Here is a 23285-nt window from a genome sequence, read left to right as displayed (position 1 = left end):
CGCCCCGCCGTCGCGAGTGGCAACCACCTGCTGGTCGGTGAGGACCACGATGGATTGCTCCCCGCGCCCGGCGGTCAGCCGCACCGAACCGGGGTAGGGCGTGACGTTGAGGCGTTCCATGGGCCCGCCCACCCGAACCGCGAAAATCAGCGGGTCGGTGCCGGCGGTAGCGCGCCCGAGCACCGCGATATCCGTGCTGGAAATCCACGCCACCGAGCTCACATCCGCCAGGCGTTGCCCCACTTCCAGGGGGTCGCCGAGCGCCGTCGGCTCGTGGCGGGCATCGCGCTGGATGGGAGCAATGAGCATCTGCACGGTATCCCCCACCTGCGCCACGATGAGCAGCCGCGCGCCCTCACGCGAAGCCCGCACCTCGCGAATCCGCGCCCCCTTGAGGAACGGCGCGGTCAGCTCGCGCACCCGGCCGTCATCGGCCGCGGCGAGCACCACGCCCTTATTATCGGTTTCGGAAGTCCACACCCAACCCCAGTAGTCATAGGAGGGCTCCACCAGGCGTTCTCCACGCACCATCGTGAAAGGCTGGAAACCATCGCTTCCCACCCGCACCAGGGCATCGCGCTGGGCGGTGAGCAGGGCGTAGGAGGCCACCGAATCGGAATAGTTCCCGGCCATGCGCGCCACCTGGATATCGTCGAACACCCCGCTGCTGAAGACCGGGCGGGTCTTGCCTTCTTCCACCTTGTAGGGCCGGTTATTCTCCAGCACCGTGAGGTCATAAGCCCCGTAAGGATACGTGGGCAGGTCAGCGATGGCGATGGTATCGAGCGGCTCACCGGACACCGTAATATTCACCGAATGCACCGGCACCACGCTCTGGCCGGTGAAGGAACGCTGGATTTGCTGCACGGCACGCGCCTGGGATTCCCGGCTCAAGGTGGAGATTTCCGCGGTGACATCCAAGGTCAGCACCCCGCTTTCCAGTTTCGGACTGGAGGCCATACGCAAACTGGTAGGAATTTCCGAGTGCACCGCATCGGCAAGCCAGGGCGAGGGCCCGGCTAGCAGCCCGGCAATCGTGGAGGAAATAAAGGTCATCCGCGGGTAGAAACGCAGGTCGGGCACCATGGTATCCGAGCCGGGACCGATGAAATACAGCGGGGTGCGCACGTACATGGAGGCGAAGAGGCTATCGGTCATCATGATGCCGTCTTCCAGTTCCGCGATGCGCCATTCGCCGCTGGCATTGCGGTCCAGTTTGAAGGTGGTGGAGTGGATGGCGTCCGTGGAGGCTTCGGTGTAGCGCCCGCCGGTATCCACGGTTCCCTGCGCAGTCACCGAAATAACGTAGGTGCCGTCCTCGCGTTGGGTGGGGGAAATATTTTGAGAATTCGGGTAGACGCGCACCTGGGAGCGCGGGTTCCAGGTGCGGCCGGCTTCTTTGGTGAGGAATTGGCGGGCGGTGGCGTAATCGTCGCCCGCCCCGCTGCTTCCGGCCAGCAGGAAACCGCGGATCACTTCTTCGGGTGAGGCACCGGTGGCCGGGCCGGCCGGGGTGAGTCCGAAAACAGCTTCTTCGGTGGGAGGCACGCTCGCCTCATTGACCGGCCCGGAGCGCGGCAGCCGCCCGCAGCCGGCCAGCGCCAGGATCACCACGCTGAGCAGCACCGCGAGGGCCNCACCGTTACGTGCCAATGGGGCGCGGGGCGGCGGGAGCGGCGTCGTACCAATAAACATGGCTCCAGCGTGCCGCACGTGCCCCGAAAACGCAGCTACCCGCAAACGGCCTGTGGATACGCGCGACGTTTGGGAACTTGTGGACAGCGCCTCGAAAACCCAGCTCCCGGAAAGCCCGGCGCCGCGAAAAGCGCAGCTCCCCGAACACCCGGCGCCTCGAGAAACCCAGCTACCCCGGCAGCACAATATCCGTGACGCCGGTGGCGACCGGGCGCCACGCCCCGCCGTCGCGAGTGGCAACCACCTGCTGGTCGGTGAGGACCACGATGGATTGCTCCCCGCGCCCGGCGGTCAGCCGCACCGAACCGGGGTAGGGCGTGACGTTGAGGCGTTCCATGGGCCCGCCCACCCGAACCGCGAAAATCAGCGGGTCGGTGCCGGCGGTAGCGCGCCCGAGCACCGCGATATCCGTGCTGGAAATCCACGCCACCGAGCTCACATCCGCCAGGCGTTGCCCCACTTCCAGGGGGTCGCCGAGCGCCGTCGGCTCGTGGCGGGCATCGCGCTGGATGGGAGCAATGAGCATCTGCACGGTATCCCCCACCTGCGCCACGATGAGCAGCCGCGCGCCCTCACGCGAAGCCCGCACCTCGCGAATCCGCGCCCCCTTGAGGAACGGCGCGGTCAGCTCGCGCACCCGGCCGGCATCCGCCGCGGCGAGCACCACGCCCTTATTATCGGTTTCGGAAGTCCACACCCAACCCCAGTAGTCATAGGAGGGCTCCACCAGGCGTTCTCCACGCACCATCGTGAAAGGCTGGAAACCATCGCTTCCCACCCGCACCAGGGCATCGCGCTGGGCGGTGAGCAGGGCGTAGGAGGCCACCGAATCGGAATAGTTCCCGGCCATGCGCGCCACCTGGATATCGTCGAACACCCCGCTGCTGAAGACCGGGCGGGTCTTGCCTTCTTCCACCTTGTAGGGCCGGTTATTCTCCAGCACCGTGAGGTCATAAGCCCCNACCGCATTTTTCGGCGACGACGCCGCAGCGGCCCCGCCGCTTGCGTCCACCGGCGCTACCGCAGTTGCGCGGATAGCTGGAATCGTGCCGGTGGTACCCACCGCGGGCAGGGACCCGGTGGTATCCGCCCGCGCGATCTCAATGGGAATATCCCCGCTGTCCTGCCAGTCTTCGGCAGCCGCCACCCGCAGGGGCAGCGGCGGGGTGAAGGCCGCTTTTTGGGTGCGGGGCACGGTGAGGAGGAAGGTGGATCCCACACCCAATTCGCCGGTGGCTTGCAGTCGCCCTTCGTGGAGCAGGGCGTCCTCGCGGGCGATGGTCAGGCCCAGGCCGGTTCCCCCGGATTTGCGGACCCGGGAGGTATCCGCGCGCCAGAAACGGTCGAAAACGTGGGAGGCCTGCTCGGGGCTCAGGCCGATACCGCGGTCGGATACTTCCACCGCCACCGCGGTATCCGAACCGACCACCCGCACTTTGACGGGCCCGCCTTCGGCATGCTCCACCGCGTTCACCACGAGGTTGCGCACGATGCGTTCGATGCGGCGCGAGTCCACGCTCGCCACGGTTTCCCCGCGCGCGGAGAGCGTGACGGGCACCCCGTTCGCTTCGATGAGGGGAGCCTGGGAGATGATCACGCGCCGCACAATTTCTACGACGTCGATTTTGCTGGTTTCCAGCACCATCGAACCCGCATCGAAACGGGAAATCTCCAGCAGATCGGAAAGCATGGTGTCCAGGGAAATAAGTTGGGAATGCTGGAGTTCAGCCGAACGGCGCAGGCTGGAGGGCAGTTCGGAACGCTTATCGTAAATGAGCTGGCCGGCCATCCGGATCGTGGTGACCGGGGTGCGTAATTCGTGCGAGACCGCGGATACGAAATTCTGCTGCACCTGGGAGAGCCGCTCGAGGCGGGTGAATTGGTCCTGGAGCGATTCGGCCATCTGGTTGAAGGCGGAACCGAGCTGGGCTAATTCATCTTCCCCGCGGTCATCCATACGCACATCAAAAGCGCCTCCGGCCAGCTGACGGGCATTTTCCGCCGCCGCCCGCACCGGCTTCAAGACCACATTGACGAGCACCCCGGTGGCCACCGCCACGATGGTGAGCAGGGCGATGGTGGCGAGCATCAGCACCCGGGAAACCTGGGCCACCGTCACTTCTTCGTTTTCCAGGGAATAGAGCGTGTAGAACTCATACATGCCGGCATTGGGCAGGCGTACGGTTGCGCCGATAAGAATCCCGGGGAGGGTGTATTCCTCCCCTTTAGCAATCGCCACCGCCTGCCATTGCGGGCTGGAAGATTCCTGCACGGCTTCGCGTAATTCGGGGGTGAGCACATCCATGACGGTTGCCGGGGTGGGTGCCCCCACATCGGCTACCAGGTAATTACCGGTATTCTGCCCCGGGGAGCGGATGAGGGCCGTGCCCACCACCCCGCGGATCGGCTCAAATTGGGAGCGCACCTGCGCGTTGGCGATTTCCTGAACCGCCCCGGACGTTTGGGCGTTCGCGGAGTCAAAAACGTACTGGGCTTGGGAGCGGGCGCCGTAGAACTGTTCGGTGGCGGCGCTCACCGCGCGCTCATAAAGTTGCGAACGCGTTTGATTGGCAACAATCACCGCGGTGACGATACTGGTGAGCACCCCGATCGCCACAATTGCGGAAACCACCCGCGCGTTGAGGGAAGTGCGCCACGATTGTGAAAATGAGGTGAGGGCGCCACGCCCCATGCTCCCGAGGCTGCGATGAATATAGCCGCGCCGCGAAAATTGACTCACTCCTGGGTTGCCCCCGCCCGGTAGCCCACCCCGCGCACCGTAATAACCACCTCGGGATTATCCGGGTCCTTTTCCACCTTGGAGCGCAGGCGCTGGATATGCACATTGACGAGGCGGGTATCGGTGGAATCGTGGCGGTAGCCCCACACCTGCTCCAGGAGTTCTTCGCGGGAAAACACCTGGTAGGGCTTGCGCGCCAGGGTGGTGAGCAGCTCGAATTCGAGGGGTGTCAGGTGCAGATCTTCCCCGTTGCGGGTGACCTGGTGGGCGCGCGGATCGATAACCAGATCGGCAACCCGCAGGGTTTCCGCTTCCGGTTCGGTACGCCGCAGCCGCGCCTTAATGCGGGCCAGCAGCACCGAGTTCTCAAAAGGCTTGGTGACGTAATCATCCGCCCCGGCCTCCAGGCCGGCCACCACGTCCACCGAATCGGTGAGCGCGCTCATCATAATGATGGGCACATCGCTTTCTTCGCGCAGCTGGCGGGCCACTTCCACCCCGCTCATCCCGGGAAGCATGACGTCCAGCAGCACAATATCCGGTGTTTCCGCCCGGAAAATAGGCAGGGCATTGGTGCCGGTGGCACACACCGTCACGGCGTATCCTTCCGATTCCAGCAGGATCGCCACCATTTCAGAGATACCGGGATCGTCATCGACCACAAGAACGCGCATAGTCATAGCGCCATTTTCTCACGTTCGTGCCATTCGTGCAGAAAAACGCACGAATGGTGTGCGCGGTTGCGTGCGGCGGCTGCGGGGCGTGCGGCGTGCGGCGTGGGTACGAAGCCGGGACGCGGTAGGCGCGGGGCCGAAGATGCGCCGTCGTACCTCTAGTTGTCTTTCGGCGTTTCCGGCTCTTCACTGCGCACCACGCTCAGGCGCGGGCGCACCTCCACATCGGAGGGGCGGCTCACCCGCCGGGTAGCGCGGGTGGGTTCGGGTGGCTGGCGGGTGGCGGTTTCGCGGATGGCGTCCGCGAGCGCCATGAGGTCGGTATCCGAGGGCGGGGCCGGTTCAAATTCGGTGCGCAGGCGGATCATCTGCCAGCCGCGCGGGACGGTCACCGATTCGGCGTGGGCTTCGCACAGGTCGAAGGTGCCCGGGGAGGCCACCGGTGAGAGCGGCCCGATCACGGCGGTTGCTTCCGCGTACTGGTACGTCAGCGTGGCAACGGCCGGCTGCTGGCACGTGGTGCGGGAACACTTTCTCAACGGACTCACGCCTTAGACGTTAGCACGCCCGTGTAACCTTGGGGTATGGACACTTTTCCTTCCCAGCCTCGCCCCCGCCGCCGTGATCGGCACGGACGGGGCATTCGAGGACCGGTGATCCCCTATACCCTGCCCGCCTGGCGCACCCGCGCCGATAAATTCGACGATATTATCGCCGCCGAACTCGCCACCTACCGCGCCCATTTCGGTGATGACATGCGCGATCTTGATTTCGCGGTGATGGACGTGCCGGCCTCCGATCCTTCGCCGTGGGAGGACGGCGTGCCGCTCGCGCGCCTGCTGCCTTTCGAACGCGGCGGCGCGGTGCGGGCGCGGCTGCTGTTTTACCGGATGCCGATGATGCGCACCGCGATGGCCAGCCCCTTCCCGCGTATCGTCATCCACGATATCGTCACCGAGCAGCTCGCCGCGGCGATTTCCCGCCACCCCGAAGACATCGATTTTTTGCGGCGCGGTTTTTAGTTTTTTGGTACGACGCCGCAGCTGCGGCCCGCGTGCCTGCCGTTCTTGCGCGCCGCGGCTTCTAGTTCTGGCGCACCGCGACGCGGGCGGAGAGCGCTTCGCGCTGGTCGGCCACCGCGCTCACCCAATCAATTCCGCTGGCCCCGCCGGCTTCCCCATTCGGGGCTAGGATAAGCGCCGCGGCACTCACCGGGTTTTCCGCCTCGATGCGGTAGCCGCGAGCCGCCTCAGGTAGCTCCACAGTGGCGTATCCGCGCACCTGAGCATTCACGGGATCGAGGTCCACGCCGTCGGCTCCCACCGGGGTGATGTCAACGTGGCCGCGCCCGGCAAGTGCCAGGCGGGCCGGGCCAGGCCCGAAGCTTCCCGCGGTGCGAGCGGCCGGAGCAACCGGGCTGGCCCAGGCCGCATCTCCCCCGCCGCCCAGTAACACGCCCGCGGCGAGGAGCGGCGCTCCGCGCACCTGCACCGCGTAGGTGCCCGGGTCGATACCGGCCAGGGTGAGGTCCATAACGGAATTCGCGGCGATCTCCACATCTTCCCCGCCGGGCAGGGTGCGGGTGGTGCCATCTTCCCCGGTGAGCTGCACCGTGAAGGTGGTGGCCTCCCCGGGGTTGGCAATGCGCAAGGTGGAACCCTCCGGGATTCCCGGAATGGTCAGCTCCGTGGCGGCCGGGGCGCCGGCCGCGAAATCCACCCCGGCGCCGCTGGTCCCGGAAATGTGCTGGTTTTGCAAGGTGGCTCCGAAAGTGCCGGCCTGGGTGCTCAGATGAAGAGCCAGGCGGGAATCTTCGGCGAGCAGGCCGTCCAGGGTGTGGCGTACGGTGGAACGCCCCGGTACCGCCACTCGCACCGTGCCGAGCGGCCCGGCCCCGCCCAGCCCGTCCACCCGCACGGTGATCGGCGCGGCTCCCGGATTGGTGAGGAGAAGCTGGTTGGAGTACCCCACGCTGGTGGCCGAGGCAGTAATCCACAGGTCTCCCGCCCCGCTCACGCAGGTATTCGTGGCCAGGCCGCGCCCGTTACCGCCCTGGGCGCTGTAGGCGACCGCGCCGGAAAGAACTTCGCCGGGATCCGCGCTAAGGATGGTGCCGGTGGGGAGCGCCGCGCGCGCCTCCTTATCCGCGGTACCGAAAAGCAGCACCTGGGTGGCGATATTTTCCGCGGTCCCCCCGGGGCTACCCTCCACGGTCATGCCCGCGGAAATGGTTTGTTCGAATCCGCCCCCGCAGAGCAGCTGGGTGGGGGCTTCTCCCGCGCTCGCCACCTCGGCTTCTACCGCGCGCGGCGCCCCGGTGGGAAGAACGACGCCGGCCGCCGCTACCGCGGCGGCGATTCCCAACACCGCGAGCGCACTACCGGCCCGCACCGTGAGGTGGCGCCAGCGCGCCCCGCGCCCGCTGGCACGCCCCACTTCGGCTTCATCGCGAACCTGGTCCATTACTCCACCACCTTCCGACGCACCGGGATGGCCACCACGAGCGCCGCGGCCACCGCGAGGAGCCGCGCGGCGGCCACCAGGGCGTCCCCGGTGCGGTTATAGGTAATCCTCAGGCGCCCGGAGCTCCCGGCCGGTATCTCAAAAGCTTGGGCCCACCCGGCGTTATAGGCGGGGNCGCGCCGTGCCGCGCGCACGTCGCGCCCGCGCGCTTCGAGGGCCGCGAGTCCGGCACGACTTTTTTCGGTGCGCCGGCGCCGCCGCCGGGCCCGCATCAGCGCGGGAAGGCTCCCGAGCAGGCGCGCGGCCCCGCGAATTTCACCGTCCGCGAGCCGTGCCTCTTTGCCCAGCAGCCGCACCAGTGCCCTCGCGGGGCCGAGCAGCACGTACCCGAGGAACAGGAAGGGTGCGAGCAGCGCGGGGGCGGCAAGCACCGCGTTGTAGAGTTGCGCGCCGCGGCGGGCCGCGAAGGAATCACGACCGTCGTTGCCGAGGGAGACGCGCGCGTGGCGCACGGTGGCGGAAGGTTCAACGACGACGCGCCAGCCCGCTCCGCGCAACCGCCGCGAGAGTTCGAGCCCATCCCCGAAAGGCCCCAGCCAGGTATCAAAACCGCCCACCTCGCGCAGGGCGCTGGCGCGCACGAGCATGCCGGCGCTTCCCACCGCGAGTACGTCGGAGCGCCCGTCCAGCTGACCGCCGTCGCGGTCATCGAGGGCGACTTCCGGGACTCGCCGCGCGCTGCGGGTGGCGCGGATTCCGACTTCCAGGAGGGCGCCCGGGTCCGCCCAATCCACCTGTTTGCAGCCCACCGCGCCAATATTGGCGCCGTTTTCCAGAGTGCGGGCGAGGTTCGCGAGGGCATCCGGGGCGGGTGCGCTATCGTCGTGCAAGATCCAGTAGGCGTCATAGGTGCCGGTGGTGGGTTCCGCGGAAGTCGATTCAGCCGGGGTGGACTCACCGGTGCCGCGTGCTTCGCCGCCCCTTGTATCACGGGCATCCGCGGCAACCGCGTCATTGACAGCTACCCCGAGTTTTCCGGTGAGCACGCTGATGGCATCGGGTTTTCGGGTGGAGGATTCCAGCGCGGCGAGGGTGTCCTCCAGGTAGGCGGAGCCCGGCCGGGTAATAACGAGAGCGCGAATTCTGAACTGCATTGCTGTTGATGCTACGCCAGCGCGGGCGCTGGGCGGTTATGCCTCGCCGACGCGGCGGCGTTGCCGGCTCAGGCGCCGGCGGTCATTATCCGACATACCACCCCAAATACCGTGACGAATATCATGTTGGAGGGCGTATTCCAGGCATTCCTCCCGCACCGGGCATTCGTGGCAGATCGACGTGGCAGGGGCGGTTGAGCCGCCTTTTTCGGGGAAGAAAATATCGGGATCGGTTTGGGCACACAGCGCGGATTCACGCCAATGCAGCGATGCCGAATCCGCTTTATCGTAACCGAGGTCGAAGATATCGAGCATGGCGTCCTGGGCGTCCTGCGGCGTCAATCCGCCGCTCCCCGCGACGCGCAAGCCGGGGTTAATCCTCCGCACATGTCCTCCTCTAACCAAGGTCTCTTTGTAAATTACAAGCGTGTCATACCCAAAAAGTCAAGCGAAAGCGGTATATTGCCCACCCGAACTTTCGTTCGAGTCCGGCGTGTTGCCGCGGCCAGGTGCGCTTTAGGCCACGTGAGCGATTTGCTCACAATCACGAGGAGCGTAACCGGTCGGTGGGGCTCGAACCCGGCCGGCAGTACCAGAAACCGGCCTGAAGGCACTGAAACCGGCCCGGCAGCCCCCGAAAGCGGCCCGGCCGGTGGCGCCCGGCCTGCAAATAGGCAAAAATGACCCTATGCGTGGAATCATTCTGGCCGGAGGCTCCGGCACTCGACTTCATCCCGTTACGCTGGGCACCTCCAAGCAGCTGGTACCCGTGTATGACAAACCGATGATCTACTATCCCCTGAGCACGCTCATGCTCGCCGGGATTCGCGATGTCATGGTTATTACAACGCCCGAAGATGCCCCGGCGTTCCACCGGCTCCTCGGGGACGGCAGCCAATTCGGCATCAGTATTTCCTTCGCGGTACAGGAAGTTCCTAACGGCCTGGCTACCGCCTTCACCATCGCCGCTGATTTCATCGGTAACGAACCGGCCGGCCTGGTGCTGGGCGATAATATTTTCTACGGTCCCACGATGGGGCGCCGCTTGGAACGCAATACCAATCCGGATGGTGGCGCTATCTTTGCGTACCATGTTTCGGATGCGCGAGCCTACGGCGTCGTCGAATTTGACGAGAATTTCAAGGCGATCTCCATTGAAGAAAAGCCCGCCCACCCGAAGTCCAATTTCGCGGTGCCGGGCCTATACTTCTACGACAATGACGTTATCGAAATCGCCCGGAACCTCGAACCCTCCGCGCGCGGGGAATACGAAATCACGGACGTCAATCGCAAGTACTTGGAGGCAGGCAAGCTCAAGGTTGAGGTGCTCGACCGCGGTACCGCGTGGCTGGATACCGGTACTTTCGATTCCCTCGCGGATGCCACCAGCTTCGTGCGCACCATCCAGGCCCGCCAGGGTCTCTCGGTGGGCTGCCCGGAGGAAGTGGCGTGGCGGCGCGGATTCCTCAGCGATGAGGAATTGCGAGCACGCGGAGAGAAGCTGCGTAAATCCGGGTACGGGGATTACCTGCTCGGGCTACTGGAAGCCCAGCACGATATTCCTTCGGCGAGCTACTAGAGCGGGCGCTCGCGCGAACGCGGCGGGCGAGTAACTCGGACCCATTCACACAATCGGGGCGGCTGACATGGTGTCGGCCGCCCCGTTCTTTTCTCGTGCTAACTCACATAACTAGCCGAGGTACTCCGCGAGCACGCTCGGGGCCGCGGCCTCCCAGCGTTCCTTCCAATCCCCGATGGGCTCGATACCGGCCCGGCGCAGGGCGCCGTGGGATAGCACCGAGAAATGCGGGCGCGGGGCGGGCCGGTTGAAAGCAGCCGCCGTCGTCTCCCCCACCATCGCGGGGTCTTTGCCGAGCGTCGAGACGATCTCGCGGGTGAAATTCCACCAGTTCGTCTTCCCCGAGGACGTACCGTGGTAGGTCCCGGAGGGAATATTCGCCTCGACCATGCGGTAGATGAGATCGGCGAGGTCCACGGTCCAGGTGGGCTGCCCCACCTCATCGGTCACCACGGACAGCGCATCGCGTTCGCAGGCCAGGCGCGCCATGGTTTTCGGGAAGCAATTGCCCTGGGCGCCGTACAGCCACGCGGTCCGCACGATGTAGTAGTCCTCCGTTTCGGCGCGTACCGCCCACTCCCCGGCCGCTTTGGTGCGCCCGTAGGCGCCCTTGGGGTTCATAACGTCATTTTCTTCGTACGGGTCCACGGCGTCGCCGGAAAATACGTAATCTGTGGAGACCTGTACCAGTTTCGCGCCGATCTGCGCGGTGCGCCGCGCCAGGATTTGCGGTCCGGTTGCGTTAATGGTGAAGGCTGCCGCCTCCTCACTTTCGGCTTTATCCACGGCCGTATGCGCAGCAACATTAACGACGACGTCGACCTTATCGACCAGGTGCGCCACCGCGGCCGGATCGGTAATATCCAGCTCGCTCTTATCCACGGCGAGCACGTTCTGCCCCCGCTGTGCCAACAGAGCAACGAGATCCTGGCCGAGCATTCCCCGGCTTCCGGTAACCATCCAGCGCATGGGTGTCCTTTCCTTGGTCTATACCCGCGTTATTGTACTCATTGGACCGCAGCCGCGGCAGGGTGGGAGGAGCCGGCGGGGCGGTACGCCAGCTCGGCGGGGCGGAACTGGGGTAGTAGTTCCGCTCGGGTGAGTCGATAGCACACAAGTCCGGCACCCAGGAGCGCGGCGTATCCGAGCGCCAGTGCCGCGCCGAGCACAGGTACCGGCAGCCCCGCCGCGAGCGCCCAGCGCTCTAGATTCATCCCGAAAAATGCTCCCGGGTAGCACGAACGCAGCCACAGCAGCATCGCGTATGCGGAGAGCAGCATGCTTGCGGCCACCACTGCCGGCAGGAGGAAACTGCGCCATCCGGCTTCTTCACGGTAGCGTGGCCGGCTCGCGGGCGCCGTGAGCGGCGGATCCCAATGGTGCCCGGCTGCCCCCATCGCAATAACCACGAGCAAGCCCAGGGCTCCGGCGAAAAGATAGCGGCCCTGCACCCCGCCGATAATTCCCAATCCGCGGTACTGGTTGTAGGCCTGCACGATGAGCATGCCCAGAACCAGCACAATATTCGCGGTGAAGAGAAGGAGGCGCCAGCGCTTATCCGGGTGGGTGCCAAGGGCACGCGCGAGGAAAAGAACGGTGAGGAGGGAGAGAAGAATGAGGAGGAGCGGTGCGAAGGTGATATCCAGCCAGCCGAAATCCGACCAGAAAGAATCCACGAAGGAGGTGGTCACCCGCTCGGCGAAGAAACCGATATCGGTGCCCGGCTCCGTGGCTTGGGCCTGGAAACCATCGGGTTGGATCACCCCGTAGCGCACGATATTACGCAGCCACCAATACCCGCCGGTGAGAACACCGATGAGTCCCGCGCTCAACCCCTGAGCCAGGCGCCGCCCCCATCCACCTATACGAGGATTAGCGAGGAAGGCGAGGAAAACCACCAACCCCATGGGGATGAAGGTTCCTTTGCTCCACAGGCCAAGCCCTAAGGCAAGCCCGGCCGCGAACACGGTGCGCCACTGCCCGGAACCGAACATAGCTGCACTCACTGCCGCTATGGTGAGCGCCCCGGCCCCGATGAAGAGGGCGTCGTTAGTGACCGAAGCGGAGATAAAGCTGAGCATGGGGATGGCGTAGACCGTGCCGGAAGCAAGGAGCGCACCGCGCCTACTTAGCCCGGTACGGCGCGCCGCGAAAATAAGGCAGGGCACCAGAGGTGAGGTCAGCACAATGGAGTAGAGCCGCAGGATAAGAATCTGGCGGTCCCAGGGGGCATCCGTCATTCCGGTGGCGCGTAACACCAGGGCTCCGCCGGCGTAATAAAGCGGGGGGTGCTGGGTCATCTGATCCAGAATAGGGACTGTGCTTTCAGCCCGCGCAGAGCGGCGTTGCTCGTGCGGGAGGAGTTTCTGGCTGCGGTAGGAATCCGTATCCGCGCCGATCCAGGCATCTCGCCCCAACCGGGTGCGGTAGTGCAGGGAGTAGCTGGGAGCTCCTTCCACCAGCAGGCCGCTGGCCCGGGAGGCTTCAAAAATATCGCGGTAGAGCCAGCTTGTTCCCGGATCGGGCCACTGCCCGGTCTGCTCGAGTCGAATAACGGAATTGAGGTGGTGAGGTTCATCCGGGGTGCGCAGCGGCGGGCTGGCAAGCGCCCAGAGCATCTGCCAGATAAGGAAAAGAACCGTGAGGAGCCCCGCGCACGTATAGAAACGGCGTGAGCTCATGGTGGTATCACTGGTTCGCATACGGTCCTTCGGGGAATTCACGGGGCGCCCGGCGATCCCCTCCTCACCGGATGGTACCGGTAGGGCCGCGGGAAGCGCGCTGGTTATCCCAGTCTAGCTTCCGCATCACCGGCGCGGAGAAGGTATCGTAGTTCCCGTACATCGAGTAGCCGAGTGAGGGAACATTATGGAGATTCGGGAATTAGCGATTGCGGGCGCATGGGAAATCACCACCAAGCATTTCCCCGATGAACGCGGTATTTTCTTGGAAGCCTACAAATCCTCTGTTTTTGAAGAAACAATCGGCCACCGTTTGGATGTGCGCCAGGTGAATACCTCGGTATCCAAGGCCGGCACCGTTCGTGGTATCCATTTCGCCGATGTGCCGCCCAGCCAGGCGAAGTACGTAATGTGCCCGCGCGGTGCAGTTCTCGATTTCGTTATTGATATTCGGGTGGGCTCCCCCACCTTCGGGAAGTGGGATTCCGTTCTTCTCGATGATGACACCCGGAAGGCGATTTATATTTCGGAGGGCCTGGGCCACTGCTTCGTGGCCCTGGAAGATGATTCCACCGTGGTCTACCTGTGCTCGGCGCAATACGCTCCCGGGCGGGAACACGGGGTGAATCCGCTGTGCTCGCAGGTGGGCCTGGTATTCCCGGAAACTGATCGCCAGGGTAAGAAGCTTGAGCTGCTGCTCTCCCCGAAGGATACCGATGCTCCCGATCTGGATGAGGCCGAACGCAGCGGGCTCCTCCCGAGCTATGAGGATGTCCAGGCTTTCCTCGCCACCTTGCGGAGCTAAATATGAAGCGGGCTGAACTGTCCGCCCTCGCCAACCAGGTCACCGCGGTTGTCATTACCTATAACCCGGACGGGAACTGCGAAACCCGTCTCACCGCGTTGGCCTTGCAGGTGGGGCACGTGGTGGTTATTGATAACGGTTCGGAAGAATCGCGCCGGGCAGCCGTAGCGGAAAGTGCTCGTGCGGTGGGTGCCCAGTTCGTTCCGCTCGCCCAGAATCTCGGGATTGCGGCGGCCACGAATATCGGTATCGAACAGGCCCGGGCTCTCGGTACTCGTTTCGTGCTGCTCATGGATCAGGATTCCCTGGTTGGCTCGGATATGGTGGCCCGCCTGCTTGAGGTACTGGCCGGCAATCCGCAGATCGGTGCGGCCGGCCCCCTCCCCAGCGAAGAACGCGAAGGGGAGGACCAGCTGGTGTACGTTGCCCGCGAGTGGGCCCCCAAGCGTGCCACCGCGGCCGAGCTGGAACGCCCGGTGCTTGACGTTGCTTTCCTTATTGCCTCCGGGTGCCTCATCCGGATGGAAACGCTCGATGACGTGGGCGGGATGGGCACCGCTCTCTTTATTGACCACGTGGATCTGGAGTGGGGCGTGCGAGCCCGGAGCCAGGGGTGGCGCCTGGTGTGCGTGACGGCCGCCCGGCTCTACCATTCCCTAGGTGACGCCGTCGTTCTTCTTCCCGGACGCACGCAACCGGTGCACGTGCACGCCCCGATCCGCAATTATTACCTGGTGCGCAATACCGCCCGCGTTATTGGCAGTTCGCTATTCCCGGGCAAGTGGCGGGTGCGCTATGCCTGGTGGCTGGCGAAATACCTGGCCTTTAACGGTTTCCTCCTGGACCGCGGGGCCGAGCGGCGCCAGCTTATGCGCCAAGGTTTACGTGATGCGCGGCGGCGGCGCGGCGGGCGCATAGGTGACCCGGCAGTATGACACCGCGCCCGCACCGCCAAGCTCATCCAGCTCGCCCAACTGACCCAGCTGCCCCAGCTCGCCCCGCGAACCCGCAAGCTCCGGATACGCCGCCCTCCCGCGGGCTGTGGTCCCCCCGAGTTTTCCTTTTTTCTTTCCTCGCTTTTCTTTGCTACACCACCGGCTTGAGTCTGCTCACTCCGCTGCACGGTTCCCCGGATGAACCCGTGCATGAAATTTACGGCTACCAGGTGGTCACGGGGAATATTCCCCTCGAATCGGAGCGGGTGCTCGCCCCGCGCTACCTGCGCTCGGGTGCTCCCGATTGCTGGCGTACCACCCGCTCCCAAACCGCGTGGTGTTCGCCCCCGATCAGCTCGGATGCCACCCTGCGGGAAATGGGAACAAGCGCGGTCAATTACCCGCCCCTCTACTACGCCCTCACCCACCAGCCGCTGCGCTTCCTCAGCGGAGCGGCGGCGCTCTGGGCGGTGCGGCTGTGTTCAGCGCTCCTCTTTTCCCTGTTGGCGGCTTTCGGGGTATCGGCTTTCGCGGCCGGCCTGCCCCACCGCCTCGAATCCTTTATTGCCCTCACTGTCCTCACCCCGGCGTTCTTCACTTTCGCCGGTTTTTCCAATCCCCAAAGTCTGGAAATCGGGGCGGCCCTCGCCATGGCCGGATGCCTCATCCCGCTCCTTCGGCCCCTCCCCCCACGGGAAACGGCGCGGCGCTGGATCGCGGGGGGCTGCGCGGCGCTGCTGCTCATCATGGCGCGCCCGGTGGGCCCGTACTGGGCTATTGCGATGTGCCTGCTCCTGGCCGGAGTATTCGGGCGCGAGCGGGTACGCACGTATATTCGCACCCGCGCCTTCGCGATATTCATGGCCCTGTGCGCTGCCGGCTGCCTGGCCTGGCTGGCCTGGACCCGCATCTCCACCATCTACGGCCCCACCCCCACCGAAGTCACCAATGACGGCTGGAGCGCCCTCACCCTGCGCCTCCTCGGGAATTTCCGCTACTACATGCACGAAACGATCGGCACGGGCGGGTGGCGCTCCGTTACTACCTCGGTGCCGGTCACGGTGCTCTACTGGGTGGTCCTCTTCGCCGTGGTGGCGGCCGCGTGGCGCTGGGGGCAGCGGCGGCACCGCCTCTCCATCGCCCTGGCGTTTATTTCCCTGCCGCTCAGCGCCGTCCTCATGAATACCCTGGTGCTCAGCCGCACCACCTTCCCCATCTGGCAGGGCCGCTACGGCTTCCCCTTCCTCTTCCCGCTCTTCTGGGTGTGCGTGGCTGTTATAGCAACCTCCGGGCGCCGTCGTACCAATATAAGCGGGGCCCTGGCGCGGGCAACCTCCACCCTCTTTTTCCTGGCGACCGTTGATATCACGGTGCGGATGGCCTGGCGTTTTTACGCGGGTATCACCACGGCGCCGCTGTGGCGGGTCCTCACCGATACCCCGCCGCACGCACTCATCGGTGCCGCCCTCGCTATCGCGGTAGCGGGCACGTACCTGGTGCGCACGTGGCGTTACACCCGCAGATGTGCCGATTCTTGCCTGCCCGTCATATAATTCCAGGGGCTTATTTGTTATGAGATGTACGTCAATCAATAACTCATCGAGGTGATCATGGGCGGCAATGCTGCTGAGGCGCGTTCCATCGATTTTTCGCAGGACCGCCGGCGGGTAGTGCACGGGAAAATGTTCCTCCTCGCATTCCTCGGGTTCTTTATCTATGCGATGGGGCTCAGTTTGCTCACCCCGCTCAATGGCGGCCCCGATGAAACCCAGCACGAGATTTACGGCTACGCGGTGGTCACGGGGCAAATCCCTCAAAAAAGTATTCGCGTGGAGGCCCCCGCGTTTTTGCGGCGCGGCGCCCCGGATTGCTGGCGCCACGACCCGGCCGCCACCGCCTTCTGCTCGCGTATTTTCACCACGAACGACGAACTTATCTCCCAGGGCACCTCGGCGGTTAATTACCCGCCGCTCTACTACTACCTCACCCACTGGCCCCTACTGCTCGCCTCCGGGAAATACGTGCTGTGGGGTATCCGGGTGCTTTCCGCCGGGCTTTTCGCCGGGCTGGCAGCGCTCGGCTTTTCTTCTCTGTACGCGGGGTTGCGCAGCGCCGCGCTCCCCTATCTCACCATCGGTCTGCTGGCCCCGGGTTTCTATTCCCTCAGTGGTTTTTCTAATCCGCAGTCGATGGAAATCGGGGCGGCCCTGGCCCTCACCGGTTTCCTCCTCCCCCTCCTCAACCGGGTTCCCGCCCGCGAAGAATTGTGGCGGTGGATTGGCGGGGGGCTGGCCGCCATCCCCCTCATTTGCGCGCGCCCGGTAGGCCCCTACTGGGCGATCCTGCTCTGTTTACTTTTCGCTATTATTTTTGGGCGCGTAGCGGTGCGGCATTACCTGCGCACCCCCGGATTCTGGATTTTCCTCGGGCTGTGCGCCCTGGGATGCCTGGCCTGGTTCGGCTGGAATTACCTGGCCTCCACCTACGGGAAAGCACCCGATCCGGTGGCCAATAAGGGCGCTTTCCGCATGGGCCTGCAAATCCTGGGGACCATGCCCTATTACATACACGAAACAATCGGAACCGCGGGCTGGCGCAACGTGGAGCCGAGCAGCCCGGTTTCCCTGTGCTACGTGATTTTCTTCGCCTGCCTGCTCATTGCGGTCTACCGGGCCGGGGCGCGCCACCACCGCCGCGCGGTTATTTTCGGGGTGGTGGTGCTGCCCTTCAGCGCCCTGCTCCTCAATACCGCGGTGGCGGATCGCATCCCGCTCGTCATGTGGCAGGGCCGCTACTGGTTCCCCTTCTTCTTCCCCTTCTTGGTGACCTGCGCGGCGGCTCTTCTCCAGCACCACGAGCTGCGTGAACGTACCGATTCTGCCCGCGATTCGCGCCTGATTCCGGTGCTTTCGTTGGCCGGGGCGCTGCTTTTCGCCGTGACGACCATTGATTTCACGGTGCGGATGGCCTGGCGTTTTTATGTGGGCTTGCGTACCCCCGTCTTCGCGGTTTTATGGACGACGCCGCCCCGCGCGCTGCTGGGTCTCCTTTTGTGCGTGGGACTTTCCTGCGTGGTTGCTTATCTTGTGGTGCGCCGCTACCGCCCGCACCTGAGTGCGCTACGCTGCGCCTGGCGTGAGTATCTGCATCCGCAGACCTTAGCGGCGGGCCGCGCGGCGCGCGGCGATTCCGGCGAGGAGTCCGAGGCTCACGTCCGCGAGGGTCGTGAAAACACGCGAAAGTAGTACGACGACGACAACCGGCCCGCTCCCTACCGCGGTAGAAAGTACTGCGGCAAGAGCCAATTCCCGCACTCCCACCCCGGCCGGAACGAAGAACACCAGGAAGCCAACGGTCCAGCCGAGCGCGTAACCGCCGGTGGCGAGCAGGAAGGTGGGCAGCGAAGCGGCCATGCCCTGGTAGATGAGCATGAGCCAGAGTTGGGCGCCCATAAGGAGCCAGCCGGCCGCGGCCCACAGTGCCGCCAGGCCGGTACCCCGCCAGCTCAGCTGGGCTTCCAGCGCCCCGCGCCCCAGAATTTTCAAGCCCAGGCTAATGATCCTATTGAGGACCGGTGGGATAAGAGCTACCACGCCCACGGGAATGGCCAGGGCGAGCCAGCCGTAATCTTCCATGAGGCCGGCCGGGCCCAGGAGCAGTGCGAGGACCGCCAGTACCAGGCCGGTCACGATAGAGACCACCATGGAGAGGAGCAGCGCCACGAAGGAGCGCCGCCGGGCGATGGAATGTGCCGCACCCATTTCCGCGGCCGCCACGAAATTCCACACTCCGCCAGGCAAGTATTTCGCCACCTGCGAGGTGTAAAAAATACGCCGGGCCACCCGGGCGGGCACGGGCTGGCCCACGTCATTGAGAAGATAGCGCCAGGAAACCATCGTGCAGGCCACGTAGAGCAGGGAAAGCGCGATACCGGCCAGGCTCACCCACCAGGGCAGCGCCGCGAGCGCCTCCCCCACCGCTTCCCGGTTGGCCACGATTGCCCAGATCGCGGCAATAACCGCGAGGAGCATAAAGCCGGCCCGCACGGCTGGTGCTTGCAGGACGCTGAGGATTTTCTTCACCGGGGGCTCTTTTCCTTGGCGTGGTGGGTGGCCGCGCCCGTACCCCGCCTGCCCACTACCCGGTCGAGGGCCGCGAGGAGAGGGCGTACCACGTGGGCAGGGTGGAAAGCATGATCCGCGCGCTCGCTGGCTCGGGTACGGGCCGCGGCGATGGATTCCGGATCCGCGGCGAAACTCTCCAGCATATCGGCTAGGGCACTCGCATCCCCCGCAGGAACATAGGAGGCGGCGTCCCCGAGCATATCGCGCTGCGGGGTGGTATCGGAGGTGATGAGGGCCAGGCCGGCGGCCATGCCCTGGTAGGCCTTATTGGGAACCACGCGCTGGGCCTTATCCGAAGTTCCGAAGATGCCTAGGCAGAGGTCATGACCGGCGATTTCGCGCGGTAGCGCGACGGCGTCGACCCAATCCCGCCACGTCACCCGCACGTGGGTGCTTTCGCCTTCCAGGATCGCGCGCGCTTCGGCGTAATCTTGACCGGTGCCGATGAGGGTGACCTCGAGGTCTACACCGCGCTCCTCGAGGAGACGCAGGGCGCGCGCAATCGTGACGGCGCCCTGGAGCGGGGTGAAAAGGCCGTAGAACACCACGCGGGGCGGGGTGTGAACCGGATGCGGGCTGCGGGCCGCGAAGAAGCTTTCGGGCGAGCCCACGGGCACGACGACGCCGCGAGCGCGCAGGCTTTCGGGCATCTGCGCGAGGTGCGCGGGGGTATCCAGGACCGTGATGGTGGAGGCGCGAATGGCGGCGCTATCCAGGGTGCGCAGCAGGCGGTCTTTGATACCGGTGTTGAGGCCGCGATCGGTGGCGGTGGTGGAGGCGAAAATGAGGTGGTCGAGCACGATGGGGGTGCGCGGGAAGAGGAGGCGGGCCAGGAGCACATCGAAGTGGCCGAGGTAGCCCACCACGATAACGTCCGGGGCGTGCGGGCCGCGGAAGCGCCGGGAAGCTCGCACCAGATGCCACCAGTGCCGGGCAATATCCGCTCCGAAGGAAAGCGCCCCGCGCGCGCTGGCGAGGGCCGCTACCCGGCCGGCGGTGCCGGTATCGAGGGGAATATTGAGTTCGCGGACCGTGTGGCCGTGCTCGGCCAGCCCGCGCAGCAGCACCCCGACCCGGGGGTGGTTCGCGGTGTTGTAGGTGCCAAAGCCGAGGATTCTCACCGGGCGGCTCCCCCGTTCGGTGCGGCAGCCGGATCATGTGGGTGATCTGGGTCATCCACTTCGGGAGCGTCGAGGGCATTGGGGGCTTGGTCGGTGCTCGCCGCGGCAGCCAGCGGGCGCGGCGGGCCGAAACGCAGGGCTTTGATGCCTTCTAGTTGCTGTTCGAGGAGGACGCGGTTGGTTTTGAGGAGGTCGGCGATGATGAGGATGGTGATGGAGATAATGGAGGCCACGATCATGGCCGAGCCGAAAATAAGGGATTGGATATGGCCGGCGCCCTGCCCCATGAAGTAGAAGATGAGGAAGCGAATGAAGGGGATGGCACCCAGGATCCCGGTGATTGCCGCCGTCCAGCCCAGGGGCACATGGGGTTTGAACATGAGGTAGGAGCGCACAATCGCGGTCCCGGATTTGAACATGTGCTGGAAAATATTGGAGAACAGGCGTGATTCGCGGGTTTTCGGGTTGGTGGTGATGGGCACGGAATCGATGCGCAGCCGCTTATTTCCGGCTTGGATAATGGTCTCCATGCAGTAGGAGAATTGGGTGACCACATTGAGGCGGTAGAGCGCGCCCTTGGAGTAGGCCCGGAATCCGGAGGCGGCGTCCGGAAGTTTGGTGCCGGCCGCCCGGTTAACCACCCGGGAACCCACATTCTGCATGAGCTTCTTGAAGCGGGAGAAGTGCGCGATTTTTGAGGTTTGACGGTCGGCAATAACGATATCGGCATGCCCGGCCACGATAGGAGCCACCAGTTCCGGGATGGCTTCCTGGGGGTACTGGTTATCGCCGTCGGTATTCACCACAATATCCGCGCCGTTCGCGAGCGCGTATTCCACCCCGTCCCGGAAGGAGCGGGCCAGGCCCTGGTTGCGGGCGTGGCGCACAAAGTGTTTCACTCCGTAGGATTTCGCGACCTCAACGGTGGCATCGGTGGAACCGTCATCAATAATGAGGATCTCGATGCTATCGATGCCCGGAATTTCCTTAGGGATGGATTCCAGTACCAGGGGCAAGGTCTTTTCCTCGTTCAAACACGGAACCTGCACAAATAGTTTCATATCCCTCTCCGCCGCAGTCGCGATGATCCAGCACCTAGCCTAACAAGCTCCGCGGGCTCTCACGCGGAGCTACGCTGCTGCATGCCGCGGCACCGCCACGTCCTCGCCTCCCGCGTGCCGCGGGTCCGCTACAGTACAATTCAAAGAGCAGAAAGCCGATGCCGCCTCTTCAACCAAAGGATTCCGCCGTGACCACTATTTCTTCCTCCTCGGCCAAAGCCGCACTCCGCTCCGCGCTCCGCCACGTTCCAGGTGCGGAAGCTGCCGGTCGCAAAGTGCTCCAGAAGGTTCACTACCGGGTGCCCTGTTCGGAGCAGCCCCTGGTGTCCATCATTATTCCGGTGTACGGGCATTGGAAGGAAACATTTGCCTGCCTGAAGGCGGTGGCGGCAACCGCGGGGAATATTCCTTATGAAATCATCGTGGTGGATGATTGTTCTCCGGATTCCACCGGGAAGAAACTGGATCGTATTTTCGGCTTGCGGGTCATTCATATGCCGAAAAACGGCGGCTTTATTCGGGCCTGTAATACCGGCCTCCAGCATGCTCGCGGTGAGATCGTTATCTACCTCAATAATGACACCGAGGTCAGCCCCACCTGGCTTATTCCTATCGTGGAACGCATGGAAGATCCCTCCATCGGGCTGGTAGGTGCTCGTTTGGTATATGCGGATGGCACGCTTCAAGAAGCCGGTGGCGTCGTTTTTGCCGACGGCGTCACGGAAAACTATGGCAACGGCAATAATCCAGAAAACCACTCCTATACCTATTTCCGGGATGTGGATTATTGTTCCGGGGCGTGCTTAGCAGTGCGCAAGTCGATTCTTGACGAGTTAGGTGGCTTCGATGAGCGCTATATCCCCGCCTATTACGAGGATACCGATCTAGCTTTTGAAGTGCGGCGCCTGGGCTACCGTACCGTTTATGAACCGCGCTCCCTTGTCATTCACCACGAAGGCGTCTCGAATGGAACAGATACCTCGCAGGGCACGAAGCGCTACCAGGTTATTAATAAGGCAAAATTCGCTCAGAAGTGGGCAAAAGAATTAGCATTACAGCCGCTGAGCCGCTACCAGGACCCGGACTTCGAAATGGAGCGTGCTGTTCATACCAAAAATGTTGTTATTGTGTGCGACGGCGCCGTTATCACCCCGGATCTGGACTCCGGCTCGGTGCGGATGGAGCAGATTCTGCTGGAGCTGCTCCGGCTCGGATACCAACCGATATTCATCCCGCAAAATAAGGAACGTCCCGAACCTTATGTTGGAAACCTGACGAAACGTGGAATTCAAGTAGTCTACGACTCGTTCAACGAACACGGCCAAACTAATATCAGCGCCTACGCTCTTACTATTTTGCTTCGTGGAAATGTACGCGGAGTGATCCTGTCCCGGGTCGGGGTGGCCGCAGCTGCCATCTTCCCGGTGACCCACGCACTTCCGGGCGTCCCCGTTATTTTTGACACGGTGGACCTGCACGGCACCCGCGAATTACGCGAAGCGAAACTGGCCGGTGATGATGCCCTTATCACCGCCGCGCATCAAACCAAGGAATTGGAGCTCGGGGTGATGCGAGCCAGCACCGCCACCCTGGTTGTTTCTTCCGAGGAAGCGAAGATGCTGCATGCGGACCATCCCGAACTTCCGGTCTTTGTGGTGGGGAATGTGCACGTCCCGGTGGAGCACCCCGCGAGATTGAAAGGGCGGCGCAGCATCAGTTTTATCGGTTCTTTCGCCCATCCCCCGAACGCGGATGGCCTGCACTGGTATTTCACCGAGGTGCACCCGCTGGTCCGCGAGGAACTGGGCGATGTTGAGGTCAATGTATACGGGAAGAACCCACCGGAATCGCTGCGCGTTTTCGAGGGGAACGGCGTGAAGCTGTGCGGCTACGCCGCTGATTTAGCTGATGTGTATAATCCGGCCCGGCTCTCCATCGCGCCGCTGCGCTACGGTGCCGGCGTGAAGGGCAAGGTTGGAGAATCTCTCTCCTGGGGCGTGCCTATTGTGACCACCGATATCGGTGCGGAAGGCATGGGCCTGGAGGATCGCCAGACTGCGCTGATCGCCAATAGCCCGGAGGATTTCGCGCGGGCCATTGTGGACGGTATGCGTGATGATGAGCTGTGGGAACGCCTCTCTACCGCGGGTGAACGCCATATTCAGGAGATTATGGGCGTGCCCCGCCTCCACCAGGATCTCGCAGCCGCCTTTGACTTCGCGGGGATCACGCGCGTCTGATCGTGCCGTTTGC

General features: G+C 64.1%; 19 protein-coding genes. 7 read left to right on the top strand and 12 right to left on the bottom strand.

Annotation, left to right across the window (positions count from 1 at the left end):
* From CZ322_RS05360 to CZ322_RS05345, 4 genes are all read right to left on the bottom strand, one after another.
* Positions 1–1134: LpqB family beta-propeller domain-containing protein (locus CZ322_RS05360; protein WP_459543377.1), on the bottom strand; the 1134-nt coding region annotated here is incomplete at its 3' end.
* Positions 1135–1864: 730 nt separating this feature from the next.
* The gene (gene mtrB / locus CZ322_RS05355; protein WP_459543376.1) at positions 1865–4387 is read right to left on the bottom strand and encodes an MtrAB system histidine kinase MtrB; all 2523 of its coding nucleotides are present in this window, start codon (positions 4385–4387) and stop codon (positions 1865–1867) included.
* A gap of 44 nt (positions 4388–4431) precedes the next feature.
* Positions 4432–5115, bottom strand: coding sequence for an MtrAB system response regulator MtrA (gene mtrA, locus CZ322_RS05350; RefSeq protein ID WP_026428307.1), 684 nt, complete (start codon positions 5113–5115; stop codon positions 4432–4434).
* A 152-nt stretch (positions 5116–5267) separates the two neighbouring features.
* Positions 5268–5657 (bottom strand): DUF3499 domain-containing protein, encoded by a 390-nt coding sequence (locus CZ322_RS05345; RefSeq protein ID WP_087070520.1) that lies wholly within the window; start codon positions 5655–5657, stop codon positions 5268–5270.
* A gap of 105 nt (positions 5658–5762) precedes the next feature.
* Here CZ322_RS05345 and CZ322_RS05340 point away from each other — a divergent pair, with 105 nt between their 5' ends.
* Complete coding sequence (locus tag CZ322_RS05340; RefSeq protein WP_087070519.1) at positions 5763–6131, top strand: metallopeptidase family protein; 369 nt, start codon at positions 5763–5765, stop codon at positions 6129–6131.
* A gap of 61 nt (positions 6132–6192) precedes the next feature.
* Here the strand turns inward: CZ322_RS05340 and CZ322_RS05335 are convergent, their stop codons facing one another.
* From CZ322_RS05335 to CZ322_RS05325, 3 genes are all read right to left on the bottom strand, one after another.
* Positions 6193–7572, bottom strand: coding sequence for a DUF5719 family protein (locus CZ322_RS05335; protein ID WP_087070518.1), 1380 nt, complete (start codon positions 7570–7572; stop codon positions 6193–6195).
* A complete protein-coding gene (locus CZ322_RS05330; RefSeq protein ID WP_087070517.1) occupies positions 7572–8726 on the bottom strand; it encodes a glycosyltransferase in 1155 nt (384 codons plus the stop codon). The genes CZ322_RS05335 and CZ322_RS05330 overlap by 1 nt, the downstream gene beginning before the upstream one ends.
* A gap of 36 nt (positions 8727–8762) precedes the next feature.
* Positions 8763–9113: a WhiB family transcriptional regulator gene (locus CZ322_RS05325; protein ID WP_425319833.1), complete on the bottom strand. Its 351-nt coding sequence runs from the start codon at positions 9111–9113 to the stop codon at positions 8763–8765.
* Positions 9114–9414: 301 nt separating this feature from the next.
* Between CZ322_RS05325 and rfbA the strand changes: the two genes are divergently transcribed.
* A complete protein-coding gene (gene rfbA / locus CZ322_RS05320; RefSeq protein WP_087070516.1) occupies positions 9415–10305 on the top strand; it encodes a glucose-1-phosphate thymidylyltransferase RfbA in 891 nt (296 codons plus the stop codon).
* Between the two features lie 111 nt (positions 10306–10416).
* Here the strand turns inward: rfbA and rfbD are convergent, their stop codons facing one another.
* The gene (gene rfbD, locus CZ322_RS05315) at positions 10417–11274 is read right to left on the bottom strand and encodes a dTDP-4-dehydrorhamnose reductase (RefSeq protein WP_087070515.1); all 858 of its coding nucleotides are present in this window, start codon (positions 11272–11274) and stop codon (positions 10417–10419) included.
* A gap of 38 nt (positions 11275–11312) precedes the next feature.
* Positions 11313–13007 carry a DUF2142 domain-containing protein gene (locus CZ322_RS05310; RefSeq protein ID WP_143231859.1) on the bottom strand — a complete coding sequence of 565 codons (1695 nt, stop codon included), beginning with the start codon at positions 13005–13007 and terminating at the stop codon, positions 11313–11315.
* Positions 13008–13173: 166 nt separating this feature from the next.
* Here CZ322_RS05310 and CZ322_RS05305 point away from each other — a divergent pair, with 166 nt between their 5' ends.
* The 4 genes from CZ322_RS05305 (at position 13174) to CZ322_RS05290 (ending at position 17971) form a co-directional block, all read left to right on the top strand.
* Positions 13174–13791, top strand: coding sequence for a dTDP-4-dehydrorhamnose 3,5-epimerase family protein (locus tag CZ322_RS05305; protein ID WP_087070513.1), 618 nt, complete (start codon positions 13174–13176; stop codon positions 13789–13791).
* A 2-nt stretch (positions 13792–13793) separates the two neighbouring features.
* Positions 13794–14726 (top strand): glycosyltransferase family 2 protein, encoded by a 933-nt coding sequence (locus CZ322_RS05300; RefSeq protein WP_087070512.1) that lies wholly within the window; start codon positions 13794–13796, stop codon positions 14724–14726.
* A 164-nt stretch (positions 14727–14890) separates the two neighbouring features.
* Positions 14891–16279, top strand: coding sequence for a DUF2142 domain-containing protein (locus CZ322_RS05295; protein WP_159455003.1), 1389 nt, complete (start codon positions 14891–14893; stop codon positions 16277–16279).
* A 57-nt stretch (positions 16280–16336) separates the two neighbouring features.
* Positions 16337–17971, top strand: coding sequence for a glycosyltransferase family protein (locus CZ322_RS05290; RefSeq protein ID WP_087070510.1), 1635 nt, complete (start codon positions 16337–16339; stop codon positions 17969–17971).
* On the opposite strand, the gene CZ322_RS05285 is transcribed toward CZ322_RS05290, so the two are convergent.
* From CZ322_RS05285 to CZ322_RS05275, 3 genes are read right to left on the bottom strand one after another with little or no spacing between them, the layout of a single operon-like run.
* A complete protein-coding gene (locus CZ322_RS05285) occupies positions 17885–18808 on the bottom strand; it encodes a lysylphosphatidylglycerol synthase domain-containing protein (RefSeq protein WP_087070509.1) in 924 nt (307 codons plus the stop codon). The genes CZ322_RS05290 and CZ322_RS05285 overlap by 87 nt on opposite strands.
* The gene (locus CZ322_RS05280; protein ID WP_200807174.1) at positions 18805–19971 is read right to left on the bottom strand and encodes a glycosyltransferase family 4 protein; all 1167 of its coding nucleotides are present in this window, start codon (positions 19969–19971) and stop codon (positions 18805–18807) included. Before CZ322_RS05280 ends, CZ322_RS05285 begins: the two co-directional genes overlap by 4 nt.
* Complete coding sequence (locus tag CZ322_RS05275; protein WP_087070508.1) at positions 19968–21032, bottom strand: glycosyltransferase family 2 protein; 1065 nt, start codon at positions 21030–21032, stop codon at positions 19968–19970. The genes CZ322_RS05280 and CZ322_RS05275 overlap by 4 nt, the downstream gene beginning before the upstream one ends.
* Positions 21033–21220: 188 nt before the next feature.
* On the opposite strand from CZ322_RS05275, the gene CZ322_RS05270 reads away from it, so the two are divergent.
* The gene (locus CZ322_RS05270; RefSeq protein WP_159455002.1) at positions 21221–23272 is read left to right on the top strand and encodes a glycosyltransferase; all 2052 of its coding nucleotides are present in this window, start codon (positions 21221–21223) and stop codon (positions 23270–23272) included.
* The last annotated feature ends 13 nt before the right edge of the window (positions 23273–23285 follow it).

Source organism: Actinotignum timonense (assembly GCF_900155575.1).
In the GTDB taxonomy this organism is placed as follows: domain Bacteria; phylum Actinomycetota; class Actinomycetes; order Actinomycetales; family Actinomycetaceae; genus Actinotignum; species Actinotignum timonense.
Note: the sequence above shows the minus strand (reverse complement) of the source record. Positions and strands in the feature narration are given on the sequence as shown.

Excerpts from the sequence above, each read along its gene's own strand:
- rfbA (WP_087070516.1), top strand. The coding sequence starts at position 9,415 with ATGCGTGGAATCATTCTGGCCGGAGGCTCCGGCACTCGACTTCATCCC.
- CZ322_RS05275 (WP_087070508.1), bottom strand. The coding sequence starts at position 21,032 with ATGAAACTATTTGTGCAGGTTCCGTGTTTGAACGAGGAAAAGACCTTG.
- CZ322_RS05300 (WP_087070512.1), top strand. The coding sequence starts at position 13,794 with ATGAAGCGGGCTGAACTGTCCGCCCTCGCCAACCAGGTCACCGCGGTT.
- CZ322_RS05335 (WP_087070518.1), bottom strand. The coding sequence starts at position 7,572 with ATGGACCAGGTTCGCGATGAAGCCGAAGTGGGGCGTGCCAGCGGGCGC.
- CZ322_RS05290 (WP_087070510.1), top strand. The coding sequence starts at position 16,337 with ATGGGCGGCAATGCTGCTGAGGCGCGTTCCATCGATTTTTCGCAGGAC.
- rfbD (WP_087070515.1), bottom strand. The coding sequence starts at position 11,274 with ATGCGCTGGATGGTTACCGGAAGCCGGGGAATGCTCGGCCAGGATCTC.
- CZ322_RS05305 (WP_087070513.1), top strand. The coding sequence starts at position 13,174 with ATGGAGATTCGGGAATTAGCGATTGCGGGCGCATGGGAAATCACCACC.
- CZ322_RS05310 (WP_143231859.1), bottom strand. The coding sequence starts at position 13,007 with ATGCGAACCAGTGATACCACCATGAGCTCACGCCGTTTCTATACGTGC.
- mtrA (WP_026428307.1), bottom strand. The coding sequence starts at position 5,115 with ATGACTATGCGCGTTCTTGTGGTCGATGACGATCCCGGTATCTCTGAA.